The following is a 17257-nucleotide window of genomic DNA, read 5'->3' as shown; positions in this document are numbered from 1 at the left end:
ATGAAATCGTTCCTTTTTTTGTCTGTTTTTTGTCTGTTGTCTATGGTAGGAATTTCTCAAAACAAAGCGCTTGCTATGAAGGAGCTGCTTTCAGAATATGAATATAAAACGCATTACGTCACTTTGGATAGTTTGGAAGTGGCTTATGTAAAGGAGGGTAATCATGAACAAACCCTGTTGTTTGTGCATGGGTTGAGCAGTAATGCCGATGCTTGGTCTAAAAATATTCAGGAGCTTAAAGATAAGTACACTTGCATTGCGTTGGATTTGCCTGGATTTGGGAAATCTTCCATTGTTGAAACCCAATATACCTCTACTTTTTTTGCGGATGTGGTGCATCAATTTATCCTTGAGCTAAAGCTTAAAAATGTGATTTTGGTGGGACATTCCATGGGAGGTCAGGCCAGCGTTAAATTGGCTGTAAATCATCCTGAGGCTATTTCAAAATTAGTACTTGTGGCACCTGCGGGAATTGAACGTTTTTCTGAAGCGGAGGCCAATCTTATGAAAGGCGCAATGACCGAAGCGGTGGTAAAAGGAACCACCGATGCTCAAATAGAAAGAAATTATGCACTCAACTTTTTTCAGCAACCAAAAGAGGTGGATAAAATGATAGCGGATAGAAAGCGTATTAGGGATGCGGCCGATTTTGATATGCACTGCAAAGCCATTGTAAGCAGTGTTTGGGGGATGTTGGATGATCCTGTGTTTGAGGATTTGAAAAGGATTCAGCCGCCCGTGTTGGTTATTTTTGGCAATAACGATAAATTGATTCCAAATGGCTATCTTCATCCACAATTAACTACGCAAGCTGTAGTGCAAATGGCTCAAGAGGAAATAAAACAGGCTGAGGTGAAAATGATAAATGAGAGTGGGCATTTTGTGCAATTTGAAAAGCCAATGGAAGTCAGTGCTTTTATTTCGCAGTTTGTAGAGACGCCCTAAGAATGAAAGTTAAACTTAAAAAGTTTACAGAATTTAGTAAAAGTATCTTGCCCAATGAAGCCAAATATTTGGCTTCGTTAAGTCATCAAATTCAGGATGACGAAAAAATGCAAATCCTTACCCGAATTATCGACAATGCTGTTTTAGAAACAGGTTTTGTAGATTTTGATGTCGCTATTGACAAGCGAAAGTATACCTATATAAAAAATTGGGTAGACAAAAAGCTGGAGGCCATAGATGTCGATAAAAACATTGTGTGGTTGCTTCGGTTGCGCCAATTGATTCTTACCGATGCCATAAGTTATGAGGACGAAAAAGAATTCCTTCATTTCCTGCATCATTACAAGCATATTGATTATTACTTTCAGAATTTATTTGAGCTGGTAAAGGAGTATCAGTCCTACCTTCTTATAAGGATGCGATACCGAGACCATAAAATAGTGGCCGATTTTCTGCAGGCCTACAGGGAGCATTATGAACGGGCTATTCAAATCCATGAGAAACTTTATAATGCTACCGAGGAAATCACCAGTCAATACACCTTAAATAATAAAGAAACCAAATATTGGGAAGATTGGCTGTTGGAAGTGTTTAGGTCCAACACTGTTGATGGGAAAAATAGGTATCAGGCTTTTGTATTACTCACTTTTATGTACACCAATTACAATGAAAAGTTAAAGCTAAGATCTTTGTTTGATGAAATAGATGTGTTTTTCAGTCAAGGTGAAATGTATTCCCGTCGTTTACTTTCCAATTACTACGCCAATAGGGTGCTGATGCATTCCAAAGACAATGAGCTTCAGAAGGCTGAATATTATGGGTTTTTATCAATCCGTCAGTATAATGACGATACCCTAATGTATCTCAATAATCTCGTGGCTATTACGTTGAGGAATAAGAAAACCCAACTCGCTTTTTCTTTGTTGGAAGAGTACAAACCGTTGTTTGATACAACGCATAACAACCACCAGAAAAATAGTTATGTGTCCTATAAGGTTAGGGTTTTGACAGACCTTTATAAATATCATGATGCCGAAACTTTGGCTAGGCTGTTTTTAAAACATAATAAAACGGAAGTGTTCAACCATAGATGGCACCATTTCTTCACGTCTTATATTAATGTGTTGGTTATTCAGGAAAAGTATGCTGAGGTTTTAAAACTGACCAAAAAATTCAATTTAAGGGAACGGGAAATTGAACGCAAGCGCAAGAGCAATTATGTGCCTAATATTTCGTGGAGTATTTCCTTGTCTCGTTATATGGAGGGAGAGATTAATTCCAGTAAGTTATTGGAGGAAATTAAGGAGCCAATTCAAGGAATTGAAGCGACCGATAACCAAAAATTGTTGATGACTCAAGTCATCGATAAGCTGTCAAATAACCTTCCTGAAGCTTTTTTATATCTAAAGTCACACATGCAATTGTAATGGATATTTTCATTTAAAAATGTGTGTTTTGTGTGTTTTGATGAGGTTTGATGTTTAAAAGTCGCAGCAAAATGCTAAAAATCCAGATAGGCCATTAAATTATTTTCATGATAGATTGCGGTAATCTAATTAACTATTTATGAAAACAATGAAGAAATTTTTTGCACTTATCGCTTTGTTACTTTCTTTTTATGCTTCTGCTCAGGATTCTGGAAGTATTAAAGGATTGACTCTTGATGAGAACAATGTGCCAGTTTCTGGTGCGACGGTTCATATTGAAAGTTTGAACAAAGGGGTGGTTTCTGGCTTTGATGGAGCGTACATTATAGAAAATGTTCCAGCGGGCACTTACAATGTTGTGTACTCTTATTTGGGGTACGAAACAATTACCAAATCAGTCTCGGTAGTGGCGGGACAAACTGTTGAGGTTAATGTGGTTTTAGCGGAGTCTACAAGTATGCTTTCGCAAGTGGTGGTGACGGCCAACAAAAAGCCTCAAAAAATGACAGACGTACCCGCAACGGTTAACGTGATAACTTCCAAAGACATTAAGGAACATGTAGGTTTTAATGTTGGAGAACTGGCTGCTCGTGAAAAAGGAGTTGATTTTGTGAGAACCGGGGTTTTAGGGACAGGAATCAACATTAGAGGATTCAACTCTGCCTTTAATTCTAAAAACCTTCAGGTAACGGATGATAGATTATCCACCTTGATTGCTACTGGTTTACCATTAGGAACATTCGCTACGGTAACTACAGACGATATCGAGCAAGTTGAAATTTTGTTGGGGCCTAACGGAACGCTTTATGGGCCTAATGCCCACAATGGTTTGATTAGTACTAGAACTAAAAATCCATTTACTTCAGAAGGGACAACTTTGGCCTTGGGAGGTGGAAACCAAAATGTATTCACAGCCCGTGCTCGTCATGCGCAAGTGGTTAGTGATAAATTTGCTTTCAAGTTCCATTTTGAAAGATCTCAAGGAGAGGATTTTGAATATGTAGATAGTGTGTATGTAGGAACTACAGCCTACAAGGAGTTGGAATTGGATAGAGATTTCGATACGCAGAAATATGGAGCAGGTTTGTATTTCAGACCTACGTCTAGTTCAGAGCTTATTGGGTATTATGGTCACAGTAACAACAATAATCTGGCGGTTACTAACGCTGGAAGAAACCAAATTAAGGATTGGAGCATTGACGTGGCTCAGTTAAAATATATTTCTAAGCATTTCTTTGCCAACGTAAACTATACTTGGAGTAATACTGACGATACTTATGCTATTAACCAAAGAACACAAAACTATGTGTCCTTCATAAATAATGGATTTTCTGAAGAAGAGGCTTTGGCAAGATCATATACGGAGCAATGGTTTCCAACAGGGCCGGATACCGGTATTGTATTGCCAAGAGGCGCTGTGTTTAAGGATGCTTCCCAACGTTTCAATTCGGAATTGCAGTACAACAATAGCTGGGGGAATTTTGACTTAACTGTTGGTGCGCAGTACCAATTGGATATGGCCGATTCTAAAGGGACATATCTTTTGGATGAAGGTGGAATTGACATTGGCCAAACGGGGTTTTATGCGCAAACGGAATATAGCATTCCAAGTTCAGGATGGGGATTCCTTCTTGGAGCCAGATTGGATAAGCATGATTTGTATGGTTCCAATTTTATTCCAAAGGCGGCTATTACCAAGGCGCTTGGAGAAGGGCAACTTAGGGTGACTTATGGAAAAGGAATCGCTGTGCCGTCAATTTTGAACTTAAAAGGAAATCTTTTTGGAGGTTTGGTATTAGGGAACGGAGAAGGGTTTACCTTGTCTGATGGAAACAAAGTGTCTCCTTTGGATGTAGAGTCTATCAATACATATGAAATAGGGTACAAAGGAAAAATCGCCAATAAATTATTTATTGATGCCAATGCCTATTACAACCAATCTGAAAACTTCATCAGTCCACTTAGAACGATTACGGATGCAGCCAATGGTGTTGTGGTAACGCATGTGGGGGACAAGCCAATTGATGAGGTGGTTCCAGGATCTACCGGAGCTGTTATTTTGACTTACCAAAACTTCGGTAAGGTAGATACCTATGGATTTGACGTTGGTTTGAACTATTATTTTTCCGATGCCTTTAGAGCGACTCTTAACTACTCTTACTTCGGAAGGGATTTAGATAAAAATGATCCTGCCAATGATGGTAACTTGGATGGACAAGTATTGGAATCTGAATTGCCTGTGAACACGCCGGCAAACAAGTTGGCTTTAGGATTGCATTATTCTAAAAACAAATTCTACGGGTCCATTTTTGGAAGATGGGTGCAGGATTACGATTTCTTCTCAGGAATCTATACAGCAGCCGAAACTCAAGATTTGAATGGGGATGGTGTTGATGATGTTATTGAGAACGCTAGAAATGGGAGGTCTTGGAACTATGGTCCTCTAGGAGGCTTTACTGTAGATGCCAATGTAGGGTATTATATCACAGATGAGCTTTCTGTTGGAGCAAGTGTAGCCAACTTGTTCAATGCAGAGGTTCGTGAGTTCGTGGCCTCTCCTGTAATAGAGACTTTGTTCTCTGTGGAGTTGAAATATCAAGTGAATTTCTTCAAGAAAAAATCGGCTACTAACTAATCCACTGCAAATGCCTTTTTTGAGAGTAAATAATATCGACCTGAGCTATGAGGTGGCAGGAGAAGGAAATGTGCTTTTGTTACTCCATGGTTTGGGCTCAACAAAACAAGACTGGGAGGCACAAGTCCCAGTCTTTTCAAAGGAATTTAAAGTAATCACGGTGGACCTTAGGGGACATGGGGAAACTTCAAAACCAGAAGAGGGGTATGGGGTTGACTTTATGACCGAGGACATTAGGCAATTTCTGGAACAGCTAAATATAGGGAAAGTCACTATTGTTGGATTTTCCATGGGTGGTGCCGTTGCGTTTCAGTTTGCGAGCCAATTTCCTGAAATGGTGGACAAATTGGTAATTGTAAATAGTGGTCCAGATTTTAATGCTATGGGGGAAATAGGTGACCAGATGGTTACTGAGCGCACCAAATCCTTAAATGAATTTGGGATCGGTCCTTTAGCGGAACAAATTGCTTTCAATATGTTTCCTGAAGAAGGTCAGGAAGATGTGCGAGAGGCTTTTGAAAAGCGTTGTAAACAAAATGATTTGAATGCTTATTACCAGTCTTTTGTAACATTGATGAAATGGGGGCTGGGAGATAAAATCCAGAAGATCAAAGCTAAGACTTTGGTGATTGCTTCAGATATGGATTATACGCCTGTTGATTTCAAGAAAGCCTATGTCAAAGAACTTCCAGATGCAGAATTGGTTGTGATCAAAGATTCAAGACATGGGGTGGTTATGGATCAAGCAGGGGCTTTTAATTATGAACTTTATAAATTTTTGAAGCATGGATAAAGTAGCGTTGATAACTGGGAGTACCAGTGGTATTGGGTTTGGTATTGCGAGAGAATTTGCTGCAAATGGATATCATATAATGTTTCATGGCCTAGAAGTGAATGGAGCAGAGATTGCTAAAGGAATTTCTGAAGAATTTAATGTAAAGACGTCTTTTTCCAACGCAAATTTATTGGATGCGGAGGAGGTGAAACAACTGGTTCGGGATGCTGTGGCGTATTTCGGGACGATTCATGTGTTGGTGAACAATGCTGGAATTCAATTTGTGTCTCCAATAGAAGAATTCCCTGATCAAAAATATTTGAATATTATAGCTATTAATCTTAATGCAGCTTTTTTTGCCAGCAAGGAAGCTTGGGGTTATATGAAGGCGCAGAAATTTGGAAGAATCATTAATGTGTCTTCTGTGCATGGTCTTCGGGCATCTGAATTTAAAGTGGCCTATGTGGCTTCGAAGCACGGCGTGATTGGGATGACCAAAGTGTTGGCGTTGGAGGGAGCCAGATGTAATATTACGGTGAATGCCATTTGTCCTGGGTATGTAAAAACGCCTTTGGTTGAAGGGCAAATTCAGGACCAAGCAAAGGCCCATAACATGACGCCCGATGAGGTGGTTACTAAGGTGATGTTGAAAAAACAGGCGGTGAAAGAGTTTGTGCCTGTAGAGGCTATTGCCGATATGGCATTGCTTCTGGCCAAAGAATCTTCTACTACTATTACCGGCTCGTCCTTTACTTTGGATGGAGGCTGGACGGCACAGTAAATGAATAATTTTGTTTGAGTTGATTTTGTGAATTAGGGCCTGAACTGAAGTTCAGGCTCTTTTTTCTTTGTACAAAAATTAAAACTCGAAATTAAATCCTTTTTCCGTGAGCTTTTTATAGATGGCGTAGTCAAAACGATATAGTTTGGCCGCTCTATGGGAAACATCTTGTTGTTTTTCATCCAAAGCTTGTAGGAGCTTCATGCGTAAAACTTTTCTTCGGAAATTGGACTTGTCCATTTCGATACCTAAAATCTGCTCGTATAGCTGCATAAGTTGCAGAAGGGTGAATTTTTCCGGTAAAAGATTGAAGCCTATGGGGGCTTGTTTTACCCTGTTTCGTAATTGTTTTAGACTGAAATTGATAATCTTGTTGTGGTCGTAAATAAGCTCAGGGATATCGGCAACTTCGTACCATTTGGCATCCGAGGCTGTAAATCCGGCGGTAATGTTATAGTCTTCAATCTTGATAAGGGCATAATAGCCTATGGTAATAACGCGTCCCAAGGGGAAACGGTCAGGATCACCAAAAGCTTTTAACTGTTCTAGGTAGATGTTGTCAAGGCCGGTAAGTTCCCTTAGCAATCGGTGGGCGGCGTTGTCAATGCTTTCCTCTTCCTTAATCCAACCTCCAGGTAGGGCCCACTTTCCTTTGCTGATACCCTCGGCGTGTTCAACCAATAAAACTTTAAGGCTTCCTTTGTCAAAGCCAAAAATCACGCAATCGATTGTAATGGAATTCATTACAGAGCGCTCGATTACCTTTCCAGACTCTTCGTCAATAAATTTTTTAATCATTGGCATGATGCTGTAAATGTCGAAAACTAATTTTATGGCCTGGGGTAAATGTAAATGTCCTTTGGACCATAAAATGGCAAAATAAGATATTTCAGGATGAATCGGAAAAGAGCGTGTGCAAAAAAGATTGTTAAAACCCTTATCGATTTGAGTTCAAAGATATTACGAAATACTCATTTAATTAAATTTTTTTTAAGAAAATTGAAAAATAAACATTAATTTTTTGTTAAATCCAACAATCTTGCGTATACTTGTAGTCAAAATAACCATAAGAATTGTTTAAGACCATGGTTTTTAAAATGAGGAGGTTATGATGAGGTTTGGGCAAATACTAATAGTCTTTTAAACTATTTGAAACTAAAATATATCTATCCATGTACTTTTTAGGAATAGATTTAGGTAGTTCTTCAATTAAGATGTCCGTATTCGATGGGGATAACGGACGTGTGTTGAAGACAATTTCTGTACCTGATTTTGAAACAGAAATCAATGCGCCTCAATTGGGGTGGGCTGAACAAGATCCCAATCTTTGGTGGGAGTATATCAAAGGCGGAATTTCACAATTTAAAAACAAGCACTCTATAGATGTTAAGCGAATCGTTGCTGTTGGTATAGCGTACCAAATGCACGGTTTGGTATTGGTGGATGAGGTTTTAAACCCAGTACGTCCATCCATTATCTGGTGTGATGGAAGAGCAGCTGAAATTGGGAGGCAGTATTATGAATCCATCGGGACTGAGGCTTGCCAACAGCAAATATTAGGCTCACCTGGTAACTTTACGGCTTCTAAGCTTAAGTGGGTGCAGCAGAATGAACCGGAGGTGTTTGCCAAGGCGGCTTATATGATGCTTCCTGGGGACTTCATCGCGGCTAAATTTACGGGGGTGCCTCAAATCAGTACTTCTGGTTTGTCTGAAGGGGCTTTGTGGAATTTTAAGGAAAATAGATTGGCAACCGAGATTTTGGATGGCATGGGATTACCATTGAGTAAAATTCCGGAAATCGTGCCAACATTTGGTGAGCACGCCACTATTGATCCTGCTATTGCGGCCGATTTGGGATTGGATCCAAAAGTGAAAGTTACCTATCGCGCGGGAGATCAGCCAAACAATGCCATGTCTTTGAATGTCTTGAATCCAGGTGAAATTGCGACCACTGCAGGAACTTCGGCAGTGATTTATGCGGTTTCGGATCAAAACCATATGGACCAGCAAAACAGGGTGAATACCTTTTTGCATGTGAACAATACAGAGCTTCAAAAGCGCAACGGCGTGCTATTGTGTATTAATGGCTCTGGGATTTTGTATCAATGGTTAAGAAAAATGATGTCATTAGGAAGCGATGAATTGGTTTCCTATGAACTTTTAAATAGTGCCGCAGCAAAAGCTGAAATAGGGAGTAAGGGTTTAAGGTTTTATCCTTTTGGGAATGGCGTAGAGCGCATTTTTGACAATAAGGAGGTCAACTCTGGAATTGAGAACTTAAACTTCAATATCCATAATTCCAATTATTTGGTAAGAGCTGCCTGCGAAGGCATTGTATTCGCAATGAATTATGGGTTTGATGTCATGAAATCTATTGGGGTTTCAGGGAACATCGTTAGGGCTTCCAAAGGGAATTTATTCTTGAGCCCGGTATTTAGAGAAATTTTTGTGAACACAACCAAAACTTCATTGGAGCTTTATAACAATTCGGGGTCTGAAGGTGCAGCTAGAGGTGCGGCTTATGGCTTTGGATTTTATAAAACTTTGGCGGAGGCTTTTGGTGATTTGGAATGTATTGAGCAGTTGGAACCTAACAAGGATTTGGCGGCACAGTACGAGGACATATATTTTAATTGGAAAGAACACATTAAACTTCAAGAAATTTAATTATGAGTACAAATAGCCAACAGGCTTACTTTAAAGGAATCGATACTATTAAGTATGAAGGAAGAGAGAGTGATAACCCACTAGCTTTTAAATGGTATGATGCCAACAGAATTGTAGCAGGGAAGCCGCTTAAGGACCATTTGCGTTTTGCAATGGCCTACTGGCATACACTGTGTGATAAAGGGGGAGATCCTTTTGGTAAGGAAACATCAGTTTTTGCTTGGGATAAAAGTGAAGATGCGGTGCAGAGAGCAAAAGATAAAATGGATGCCGGTTTTGAATTTATGTCCAAAATGGGAATTCCGTTTTACTGTTTTCATGACGTAGATTTAGTAGACGAGGCTCCAACCTTGGCTGAATTTGAAAATAGAGTTCAGCAAATGGTGGAATATGCGAAGCAAAAACAAGCCGATTCAGGAATTGAATTGCTTTGGGGAACTTCCAATTTGTTTGGGAATCCAAGATACATGAACGGAGCGTCTACGAATCCTAATTTCGACGTTGTAGCCTATGCGGGAGCACAAGTAAAAATAGCTATGGATGCTACCATTGCCTTAGGTGGACAAAACTACGTTTTCTGGGGTGGCCGCGAGGGATATATGAGCTTGCTAAATACCGATATGAAACGTGAGCAAGAGCATATGGCGCGTTTTTTAACAATGTGTAGAGATTATGGACGTAGCCAAGGCTTTAAAGGAAATTTCTTAATTGAGCCAAAACCAATGGAGCCATCAAAACACCAATACGATTTTGATGCAGCTACCTGTGTTGGGTTTATGAGACATTATGGTCTTGAAAAGGATTTCAAACTGAACTTGGAAGTGAACCACGCAACCTTAGCTGGGCATACATTTGAGCATGAATTGCAAGTTGCGGTTGATGCCGGATTACTTGGAAGTATCGATGCTAACCGCGGAGATTATCAAAACGGTTGGGATACAGATCAATTCCCAATTGATGTTTATGAGATTACCCAAGCCATGCTTGTGATTCTTGAAGGAGGTGGTATCCAAGGTGGAGGTGTCAACTTCGACGCGAAAGTTAGAAGAAACTCAACAGACCTTGAAGATAGATTCATCGCCCACATTTCTGGTATGGATATTTTTGCTAGAGGGTTGATATGTGCAGATCATATTTTACAGAATACCAACTATAAAAAGTTAAGAACAGAACGTTACCAATCATTTGACTCTGGTAATGGCGCTAAGTTTGAAAAGGGAGAATTGATCTTGGAAGAGCTAAGCAAAATTGGAAGAGCAAATGGGGAACCACAGCAAATAAGCGGCAAGCAAGAATTGTTTGAGCAAATCATTGCGAACGCTTACTAATTAACATTTAAATTAATCAATTAAACTAACGTTTTTCATTATGAGAAGTAAATTTTATGACTCTTCTGGAGTGTTGGCCATTTTGGTGGCAATTTTACTTTGTGCATTCAGTACACAATCCATGTTTGCGCAAAGTGAAATCACTGTGTCCGGAGTAGTAAAAGATGTTGCGGACGGAATGCCAATTCCCGGAGCATCGATTATTGTAAAGGGCAACGAAACAAAAGGAACCTCCACAGATTTCGACGGAAACTACTCGCTAACGGTATCGCCAAATGCGGTGTTGGTAGTGAGTTATGTTGGATACAAAACCCAGGAGGTAAGTGTTCAAAACAGAACCACAATTAACATTCAATTGGAGACTAATGTTGAAGAATTGAGTGAAGTGGTGGTAGTTGGGTACGGTGTTCAAAAGAAAGAATTGACAACTGGTGCCAATCTGCAGGTTGATGGGGAAGCCCTTCAAAAGCAAAGTACTACCAATGCTCTTCAAGCTATGCAAGGGCAAGCGGCAGGGGTACAAATTACCTCTACTTCGGGGCAACCTGGAGAATCTATGAATGTAGTAATTCGTGGTTTGGGATCTGCGGGAAGCAATTCGCCATTGTACATTGTAGATGGTGTGCAAACCGGAGATATTTCGTATCTTAACAATGCCGATATTGAAAGCATCTCTATCTTAAAAGATGCTGCTTCTGCGGCTATCTATGGGTCTCAGGCAGCTAACGGGGTAGTATTGGTTACTACCAAAAAAGGTAAGGCAGGAAAAGCACAAATCACCTTCGACCAATTTTATGGGGTACAAACGTTGGCTAAAAAGATAGACATGCTAAATGCTACGGAGTATATGACCATGATAAATGAAGCTAGAATCAATTCTGGAATGGCTAGACAGTTTTCTGATGATGATATTGCCAATGCTGGTAATGGTACAGATTGGATGGACGAAATGTTCGAAACTGCTCCTACTGAAAACTATACTTTAGGAATCACTGGGGGATCTGAAACATCGACCTATTCATCTTCATTGTCTTATTTGAACCAAGCAGGTATTGTAGGTGGTTCAGATTATTCATATTACGAGCGTTACAACTTCAGATTTAACTCTGAGCACAAATTGTATGGGGACAGAATCAAGTTTGGTGAAAACTTGAGTTTCGCTTGGATCAACAATAATGGTATCGGTGTTGGAAACCAATACAACAACTCTTTAAGAGGAGCTTTCCAAACCAACCCATTATTCCCAATGTATGACGAAAACGGTGAGTATTTTAGTTCTGTAGGATATGGTGAGCCTTGGTTACAAGGAGTGTCTAACCCATATGCGCAAATGGCCTATTCTAACCAAAATGAAAATGACACTCAAAAATTGGTTGGGAATGTATACTTCGATTTTGAGTTGGCCAAAAACTTAAACTTCAGAACCAATTTAGGGATTGACTATTTTGCAAGTCAAGGTCACAGTTTTACCCCAATTTATGATTTGTCTGTTTATGCTTTCAGTAGGTTTAGAAAAGTTAACCAAAGTATGAGCAAAGGAAAAAGCATGATTTGGAGCAACTTGTTGACTTACGATTTTGATTTGGGAGAAAACCACCATTTTGAAACCATGTTAGGTACAGAGGCCTTTAAATATGACGGGAACTCTATGTACGGAGAAAATGTAGATTTGATTTATGATGATTTAACTCATGCTTGGTTAAGTAATGCAACAAACTTAGATGGTTCTTTTATTACACTTACAGGTGGACCTGATAACATTAGTAAAAGAATGTCCTATTTTGGAAGATTGAACTACAACTTTAAAGGTAAGTATTTATTAAATGCTACTTTTAGAGCTGATGGATCCTCGCAATTTGCTAGAGGAAATCGTTGGGGATATTTCCCTTCCTTATCTGCGGGTTGGATCATTACCAAAGAAGATTTTATGGGAGATGGCGATTCTTTCATGAATTACTTGAAACTTAGAGGTAGCTGGGGGCAAGTTGGTAACCAAAATGTAGGGAACTTCCAATTCTTAGGATTGGTAAGAACAAGTAACACCAACTATATCTTTGGAGATAGTGAAGGTGCAGATGCTTTGATTCCTGGAGCCTATCCATACAGATTGGGAAATGTTGATTTGCAATGGGAAGCTGCTGAAGAGTTGGATTTTGGATTTGATGCCAGATTCTTCGATTCTAAGTTGACTCTTGCTTTCGATTGGTATCGTAAAACACAAAAAGATTGGTTGGTATTGGCGCCAATTCCAGCTACAGCAGGAGCTGATGCCCCATATATCAATGGCGGTAGTGTAGTGAACACTGGGGTTGAATTTGTGTTGGGATACAACAACCACGTGAATGAAGACTTTAGTTATAACTTCAGTTTCAACGGCGCTTACAACAAAAATGAAGTTGGTGAAATTCCAACGGAAGATGGGATTATTCACGGTGCCAGTGGCCAATTATGGGATAACTCTCAAGAGTTTTATAGAGCAGAAGAAGGACATCCACTTGGATACTTCTGGGGATATGAAACGGCAGGTGTATTCCAAACGGAAGCAGACATAAATAACTACGTAAATGCTAATGGAGACTTATTGCAACCAAGTGCCCAGCCTGGAGATCTAATTTATAAGGATACCAACGGTGACGGTGTGATTGATGGAGATGACAGAACCGAAATAGGAGATCCAAATCCAGATTTCACTTATGGATTCTCTCTAGGATTTAACTATAAAGCCTTTGATTTCTCTTTACAGGCTAATGGGGTTGCGGGTAATCAAATTGTACAGTCGTACAGAAACATTTCTGCAAACCAAAACTGGACAAGTGAAATCTTGGATCGTTGGCATGGGCCAGGGTCTTCAAATACCCTTCCAAGAGTAACCGTAGACAACAAAAACTACAGTACGTTTTCTGATATTTTTGTTCATGACGGAGATTTCTTGAGAATCAGTACGGCTACCTTAGGGTATGACATTGCCAGAGGTGCTAAAAAGAAAGATTTCTTTGCTGAGCAATTCCGTTTGTACTTCTCTGTATTGAATCTTTACACCTTTACAAATTATAATGGTATGGATCCAGAGGTAGGATTTGGTATTTCCGATGATAATTACAGTTTCTCATCTGGAGTGGACGTTGGGTATTATCCAAGACCTAGAACTTATATGTTAGGGTTAAACGTTAAATTTTAAAAATTGAACCATGAAAAAAATAAATAAATATATAGTAGCATTAGGAATGCTCGCCATGGTAGGTTGTGCCGATGACTTTTTGGACACGGCTCCCATAACAGATACAACAGATGAGAGTTATTACCAAATTCCAGAACATGCCTATTCAGCTTTAGTAGGGTGTTATGATGGGTTGCAGGTAGTTACTGGAGCTGCAGGAAGAACCTTCTATACCGCTTCGGAAGTAATGTCAGACGATTGTTTCAGTGGTTTGGGATATTCAGATAATCCAGATTACCAAGCCATCGACGAATTCGATATGAGTGTGGCACCTGCGTTTCAAGATTTGTACAACGATACGTGGATTAAGTATTACCAAGCACTATACCGTTGTAATGTGTTGTTACAAAGAATCGATCAAATAGATTGGTCAGGACAAGAGGAATTGAGAAACCGTTATGTTGGAGAAGCACGTTTTATTAGAGCATATCTTTATTTCGATATGGTGCGTCTTTGGGGGAACATTCCATTGTTGACTGAGCCTTCAACAGAAAACATTCCACAGGCAGATCCTGCTGAAGTGTATACAGTAATTGCAGAAGATTTATTGTATGCTTCTGAAAACATTCCTTCTGAAGCTTATAATGCGCTTCCTAATGGGCGCGTAACCCGTTGGGCGGCTAAAGCAATGTTAGGACGTGTGTATTTGTATTATACAGGATACTATGGTGCTTCAGATTTGGTTGGTTTGGTATCGCAAGCGGAAGCTTTGGCTCATATGGAAGATGTGATAGCTTCTAGTGGTCATGCCTTGGTTTCTGATTTTGCTAATTTATGGCCAGCTGCTTCTACAACAGAAGATGGAACTACTTATGCAGGTGAAGCTAATGAGGAAGTAGTATTCTCTGTAAAGTATACTTACACTAGTGATTACAACGGCAATACAGACGGAAACCACTGGATGGTATTGTTTGGTATGCGTGAGTTCATGAGCTTCCCTTACGGAAATGGTTGGGGAATCACCGCAACCCAAAAATTGTACGATTTATATAACGATGGGGATTCCAGACGTTTTGCGACGGTTATCGCGGTAGATGAGGAAGGCGTTCCTTTCGACAACTTTGAAGGCCAAAGAGAATATACTGGATATTACAATAAAAAGTATACCCCAATGTCTGAGTATAACGAAGAGGGTGAATTGGTAAGTTCTGCCATTGCAGCGGGCAACGAAAGTTTCCAAATTGGACAATTCCAAGATTATTTTGCTATCAGATATTCAGATGTGTTGCTAATGGCAGCTGAACTTGGTAGTGGAAGTGCACAAAGTTACTTCGATGAAGTAAGACAACGTGCTTACGGTAATAACTTCACGCCTTTAACAGTGACTTCAGAAAACTTGTTGAATGAAAGACACAAGGAGTTTGCTTTGGAAGGTATTAGATATTGGGATTTAATGCGTCAAGGTGTAGGAGCAGCAGCTTCTGAACTGGAGGAAAGTTCAACTGTACTAACAGGTAACATTGAGGAGCCAAAAACTATTTCTGGAGCCAATTTCCAAACAACACAAGGGTTGTCTCAAATTCCAAATACGCAAATTACATTATCGGGTGGTGTTCTTCAACAGAATGCTGGTTGGTAATTAACTAATTAATAGAAAATTATGAAAAGTACTATTAAAATTTTTATGTTAATTGGGATCTTAATGACCTTCTTCACCTGTAGTGATGACTATGATTTAGGAAGAAAATTGGATCCTTCAGAACTTGACTTCGCGATAATTCAAGATTATTCTTTAGACGAAGGAGGAAATACGGTTATTTTAATCAATAACACTCCAGAAACCGTGCCTGTTTGGGACTATGGTACAGGAAAATCCAACAGAGCTATCGATACTGTACGTTTTGCATTTGCAGGAGATTATACTATTAAATTTTCTGCAGTAACAGCAGGAGGTTTAGTTGATGCAGAGCCAGTAACAATAAGTGTAACTCAAGATAACCTGAACTATGTTAACGATCCTTTATGGACTGCTTTAACTGGTGGTGTAGGGTATTCTAAAACTTGGTTGTTGGATTTAGATTCGGACGGAGTGTCTAAATACTTTGCAGGACCAATGTATTTCTATGGAACCGATAATGGATGGTTAGAAGGTGGAGACAATGGTTGCTATGGTGACGATTGTTGGAACTGGAATCCTGATTGGGCAAGTAACACTTGGCTTATGGATGCTGCAGACTTTGGTAGCATGACATTTAGTTTGGAAGGAAGTCCGGCAGTAACTGTAAATCATGCTACAATGCCTTCTTATGGAGATCAAAACGGTACTTATTACTTAGATATCAACAGCTATCAGTTGTCATTTTTTGATGCTGTGATGCTACATAATTCCAATTTTGATACTTGTGTACTTGATTGGGCTAATGTTAGAGTAATGTCTCTTACTGAAGATACTATGCAATTAGGCGTTTTAAGAGGAGATCACATTGGAGATTGTTCAGGTGATGGACCAGCTTTATTGGTATATAACTTTATTTCTCAAGAGTATAGTGATAACTGGGTGCCAGAAGAAACTGGACCAGAAGAACCAACCTTGCCAGGTGGATGGGAAGAGATTATTTCTGAAATTACAACCACAGCTATTGAATGGAAATTGTCTGAAAGCAACCCATTAGATTGGGCAACTTTAAGTGGTACAATGATGAACGGATGGCAGTCGCCAGAGGATTATCCTGATTGGTTAGGAACACCGGATCCAGCAGTGTATGGAGATTTCTCGATGACTATGGATTCAGAAGACAATTCGGTTGTGTTTGTAACTCCAGATGGCACAACCACTGAGGGAACATATGCAGTAAGCAGTTCAGGAATTTATTCTTTCGATGTAACTGTGCCAAGTTTTACCTTAATCAACTGGGCAAGCTTTGCTCCAGATGCTAATAATGAGCTTCGAATTCTACAAATAGATACCGATGCGAATGGTAACATTTCCGATATGTGGCTAGGAGCTGTTGATGATGTGAACAATCCTTCCCAATATACAGCATTCCATTTAGTGCCTAGTGCCGGTGGTGCTGGCGGAGGCGGAGATGTTGAAGGAACAGAAGTGGCCTTCGATAATTCTAAGTTGTTATTTGGAAATCTTGAAGATTCAAATGATAAATACCGAATAGAAATTTATAATGAATATGGAGGAACTGTTGCAGATCCTGGATTGAATACAGAGGATTTGGCATCTTTTGAATCTATTGATGTGACCTTTACCCTTAGTGGTGTTACCTTGAATGAAGGAGCAGTTGGAACTTATGACGCTTCCATGTATTATGCCGATTCAGACTGGAACCCGCAAGGAAATGGAAATGCTGTTACTGTAAACGGAGATGGTACCTATACAGTTTCTTTTAATCCAGGTTCAGTTGTAGAAGGCGTAGTCGTGTTTGTGATTGATATTGCAGGGTTGGTGCCAGATCTTGCAGATCTCGAAGCTGTAACGGCAACTATAGACAGTATTGTAATTTACTAATCTATCACCATCGGTTTTAG

At 39.7% G+C, this 17257-nt stretch carries 11 protein-coding genes; 10 read left to right on the top strand and 1 reads right to left on the bottom strand.

Features of this window, described 5'->3' with window-relative positions:
• The 5 genes from ZA06_RS03170 to ZA06_RS03150 all read left to right on the top strand — a co-directional run bounded on the left by ZA06_RS03170 (position 1) and on the right by ZA06_RS03150 (position 6563).
• Entirely contained in the window at positions 1-945 is a 945-nt protein-coding gene (locus tag ZA06_RS03170; protein ID WP_082331911.1) for an alpha/beta fold hydrolase, read from the top strand.
• A 2-nt stretch (positions 946-947) separates the two neighbouring features.
• Entirely contained in the window at positions 948-2372 is a 1425-nt protein-coding gene (locus tag ZA06_RS03165) for a hypothetical protein (protein WP_053975948.1), read from the top strand.
• Positions 2373-2520: 148 nt separating this feature from the next.
• Positions 2521-5007 (top strand): TonB-dependent receptor, encoded by a 2487-nt coding sequence (locus ZA06_RS03160; RefSeq protein ID WP_053977043.1) that lies wholly within the window; start codon positions 2521-2523, stop codon positions 5005-5007.
• 10 nt (positions 5008-5017) lie between these two features.
• Positions 5018-5800: an alpha/beta fold hydrolase gene (locus ZA06_RS03155; RefSeq protein ID WP_053975947.1), complete on the top strand. Its 783-nt coding sequence runs from the start codon at positions 5018-5020 to the stop codon at positions 5798-5800.
• Entirely contained in the window at positions 5793-6563 is a 771-nt protein-coding gene (locus tag ZA06_RS03150; RefSeq protein ID WP_053975946.1) for a 3-hydroxybutyrate dehydrogenase, read from the top strand. The genes ZA06_RS03155 and ZA06_RS03150 overlap by 8 nt, the downstream gene beginning before the upstream one ends.
• A 78-nt stretch (positions 6564-6641) precedes the next feature.
• Here ZA06_RS03150 and ZA06_RS03145 read toward each other — a convergent pair whose 3' ends face one another.
• Positions 6642-7361, bottom strand: coding sequence for an NUDIX hydrolase (locus tag ZA06_RS03145; RefSeq protein WP_053977042.1), 720 nt, complete (start codon positions 7359-7361; stop codon positions 6642-6644).
• Between the two features lie 374 nt (positions 7362-7735).
• On the opposite strand from ZA06_RS03145, the gene ZA06_RS03140 reads away from it, so the two are divergent.
• Genes ZA06_RS03140 through ZA06_RS03120 form a run of 5 tightly spaced genes read left to right on the top strand, consistent with a single transcriptional unit; the run spans position 7736 to position 17237 of the window.
• Positions 7736-9232, top strand: coding sequence for a xylulokinase (locus ZA06_RS03140; protein ID WP_053975945.1), 1497 nt, complete (start codon positions 7736-7738; stop codon positions 9230-9232).
• A 2-nt stretch (positions 9233-9234) separates the two neighbouring features.
• Positions 9235-10560 (top strand): xylose isomerase, encoded by a 1326-nt coding sequence (gene xylA, locus ZA06_RS03135; protein WP_053975944.1) that lies wholly within the window; start codon positions 9235-9237, stop codon positions 10558-10560.
• 40 nt (positions 10561-10600) lie between these two features.
• Entirely contained in the window at positions 10601-13738 is a 3138-nt protein-coding gene (locus ZA06_RS03130; protein ID WP_082331910.1) for a SusC/RagA family TonB-linked outer membrane protein, read from the top strand.
• Between the two features lie 10 nt (positions 13739-13748).
• Positions 13749-15356, top strand: a complete 1608-nt coding sequence (locus ZA06_RS03125) for a RagB/SusD family nutrient uptake outer membrane protein (protein ID WP_053975943.1) — start codon at positions 13749-13751, stop codon at positions 15354-15356.
• Positions 15357-15377: 21 nt separating this feature from the next.
• A complete protein-coding gene (locus ZA06_RS03120) occupies positions 15378-17237 on the top strand; it encodes a hypothetical protein (RefSeq protein WP_157503067.1) in 1860 nt (619 codons plus the stop codon).
• The last annotated feature ends 20 nt before the right edge of the window (positions 17238-17257 follow it).

The organism is Mangrovimonas xylaniphaga (assembly GCF_001280435.1).
GTDB classification, from domain to species: domain Bacteria; phylum Bacteroidota; class Bacteroidia; order Flavobacteriales; family Flavobacteriaceae; genus Mangrovimonas_A; species Mangrovimonas_A xylaniphaga.
This window is presented reverse-complemented; position numbering and strand designations above follow the sequence as displayed.

Excerpts from the sequence above, each read along its gene's own strand:
- ZA06_RS03170 (WP_082331911.1), top strand. The coding sequence starts at position 1 with ATGAAATCGTTCCTTTTTTTGTCTGTTTTTTGTCTGTTGTCTATGGTA.
- ZA06_RS03165 (WP_053975948.1), top strand. The coding sequence starts at position 948 with ATGAAAGTTAAACTTAAAAAGTTTACAGAATTTAGTAAAAGTATCTTG.
- ZA06_RS03160 (WP_053977043.1), top strand. The coding sequence starts at position 2,521 with ATGAAGAAATTTTTTGCACTTATCGCTTTGTTACTTTCTTTTTATGCT.
- ZA06_RS03155 (WP_053975947.1), top strand. The coding sequence starts at position 5,018 with ATGCCTTTTTTGAGAGTAAATAATATCGACCTGAGCTATGAGGTGGCA.
- ZA06_RS03150 (WP_053975946.1), top strand. The coding sequence starts at position 5,793 with ATGGATAAAGTAGCGTTGATAACTGGGAGTACCAGTGGTATTGGGTTT.
- ZA06_RS03145 (WP_053977042.1), bottom strand. The coding sequence starts at position 7,361 with ATGATTAAAAAATTTATTGACGAAGAGTCTGGAAAGGTAATCGAGCGC.
- ZA06_RS03140 (WP_053975945.1), top strand. The coding sequence starts at position 7,736 with ATGTACTTTTTAGGAATAGATTTAGGTAGTTCTTCAATTAAGATGTCC.
- xylA (WP_053975944.1), top strand. The coding sequence starts at position 9,235 with ATGAGTACAAATAGCCAACAGGCTTACTTTAAAGGAATCGATACTATT.
- ZA06_RS03130 (WP_082331910.1), top strand. The coding sequence starts at position 10,601 with ATGAGAAGTAAATTTTATGACTCTTCTGGAGTGTTGGCCATTTTGGTG.
- ZA06_RS03125 (WP_053975943.1), top strand. The coding sequence starts at position 13,749 with ATGAAAAAAATAAATAAATATATAGTAGCATTAGGAATGCTCGCCATG.
- ZA06_RS03120 (WP_157503067.1), top strand. The coding sequence starts at position 15,378 with ATGAAAAGTACTATTAAAATTTTTATGTTAATTGGGATCTTAATGACC.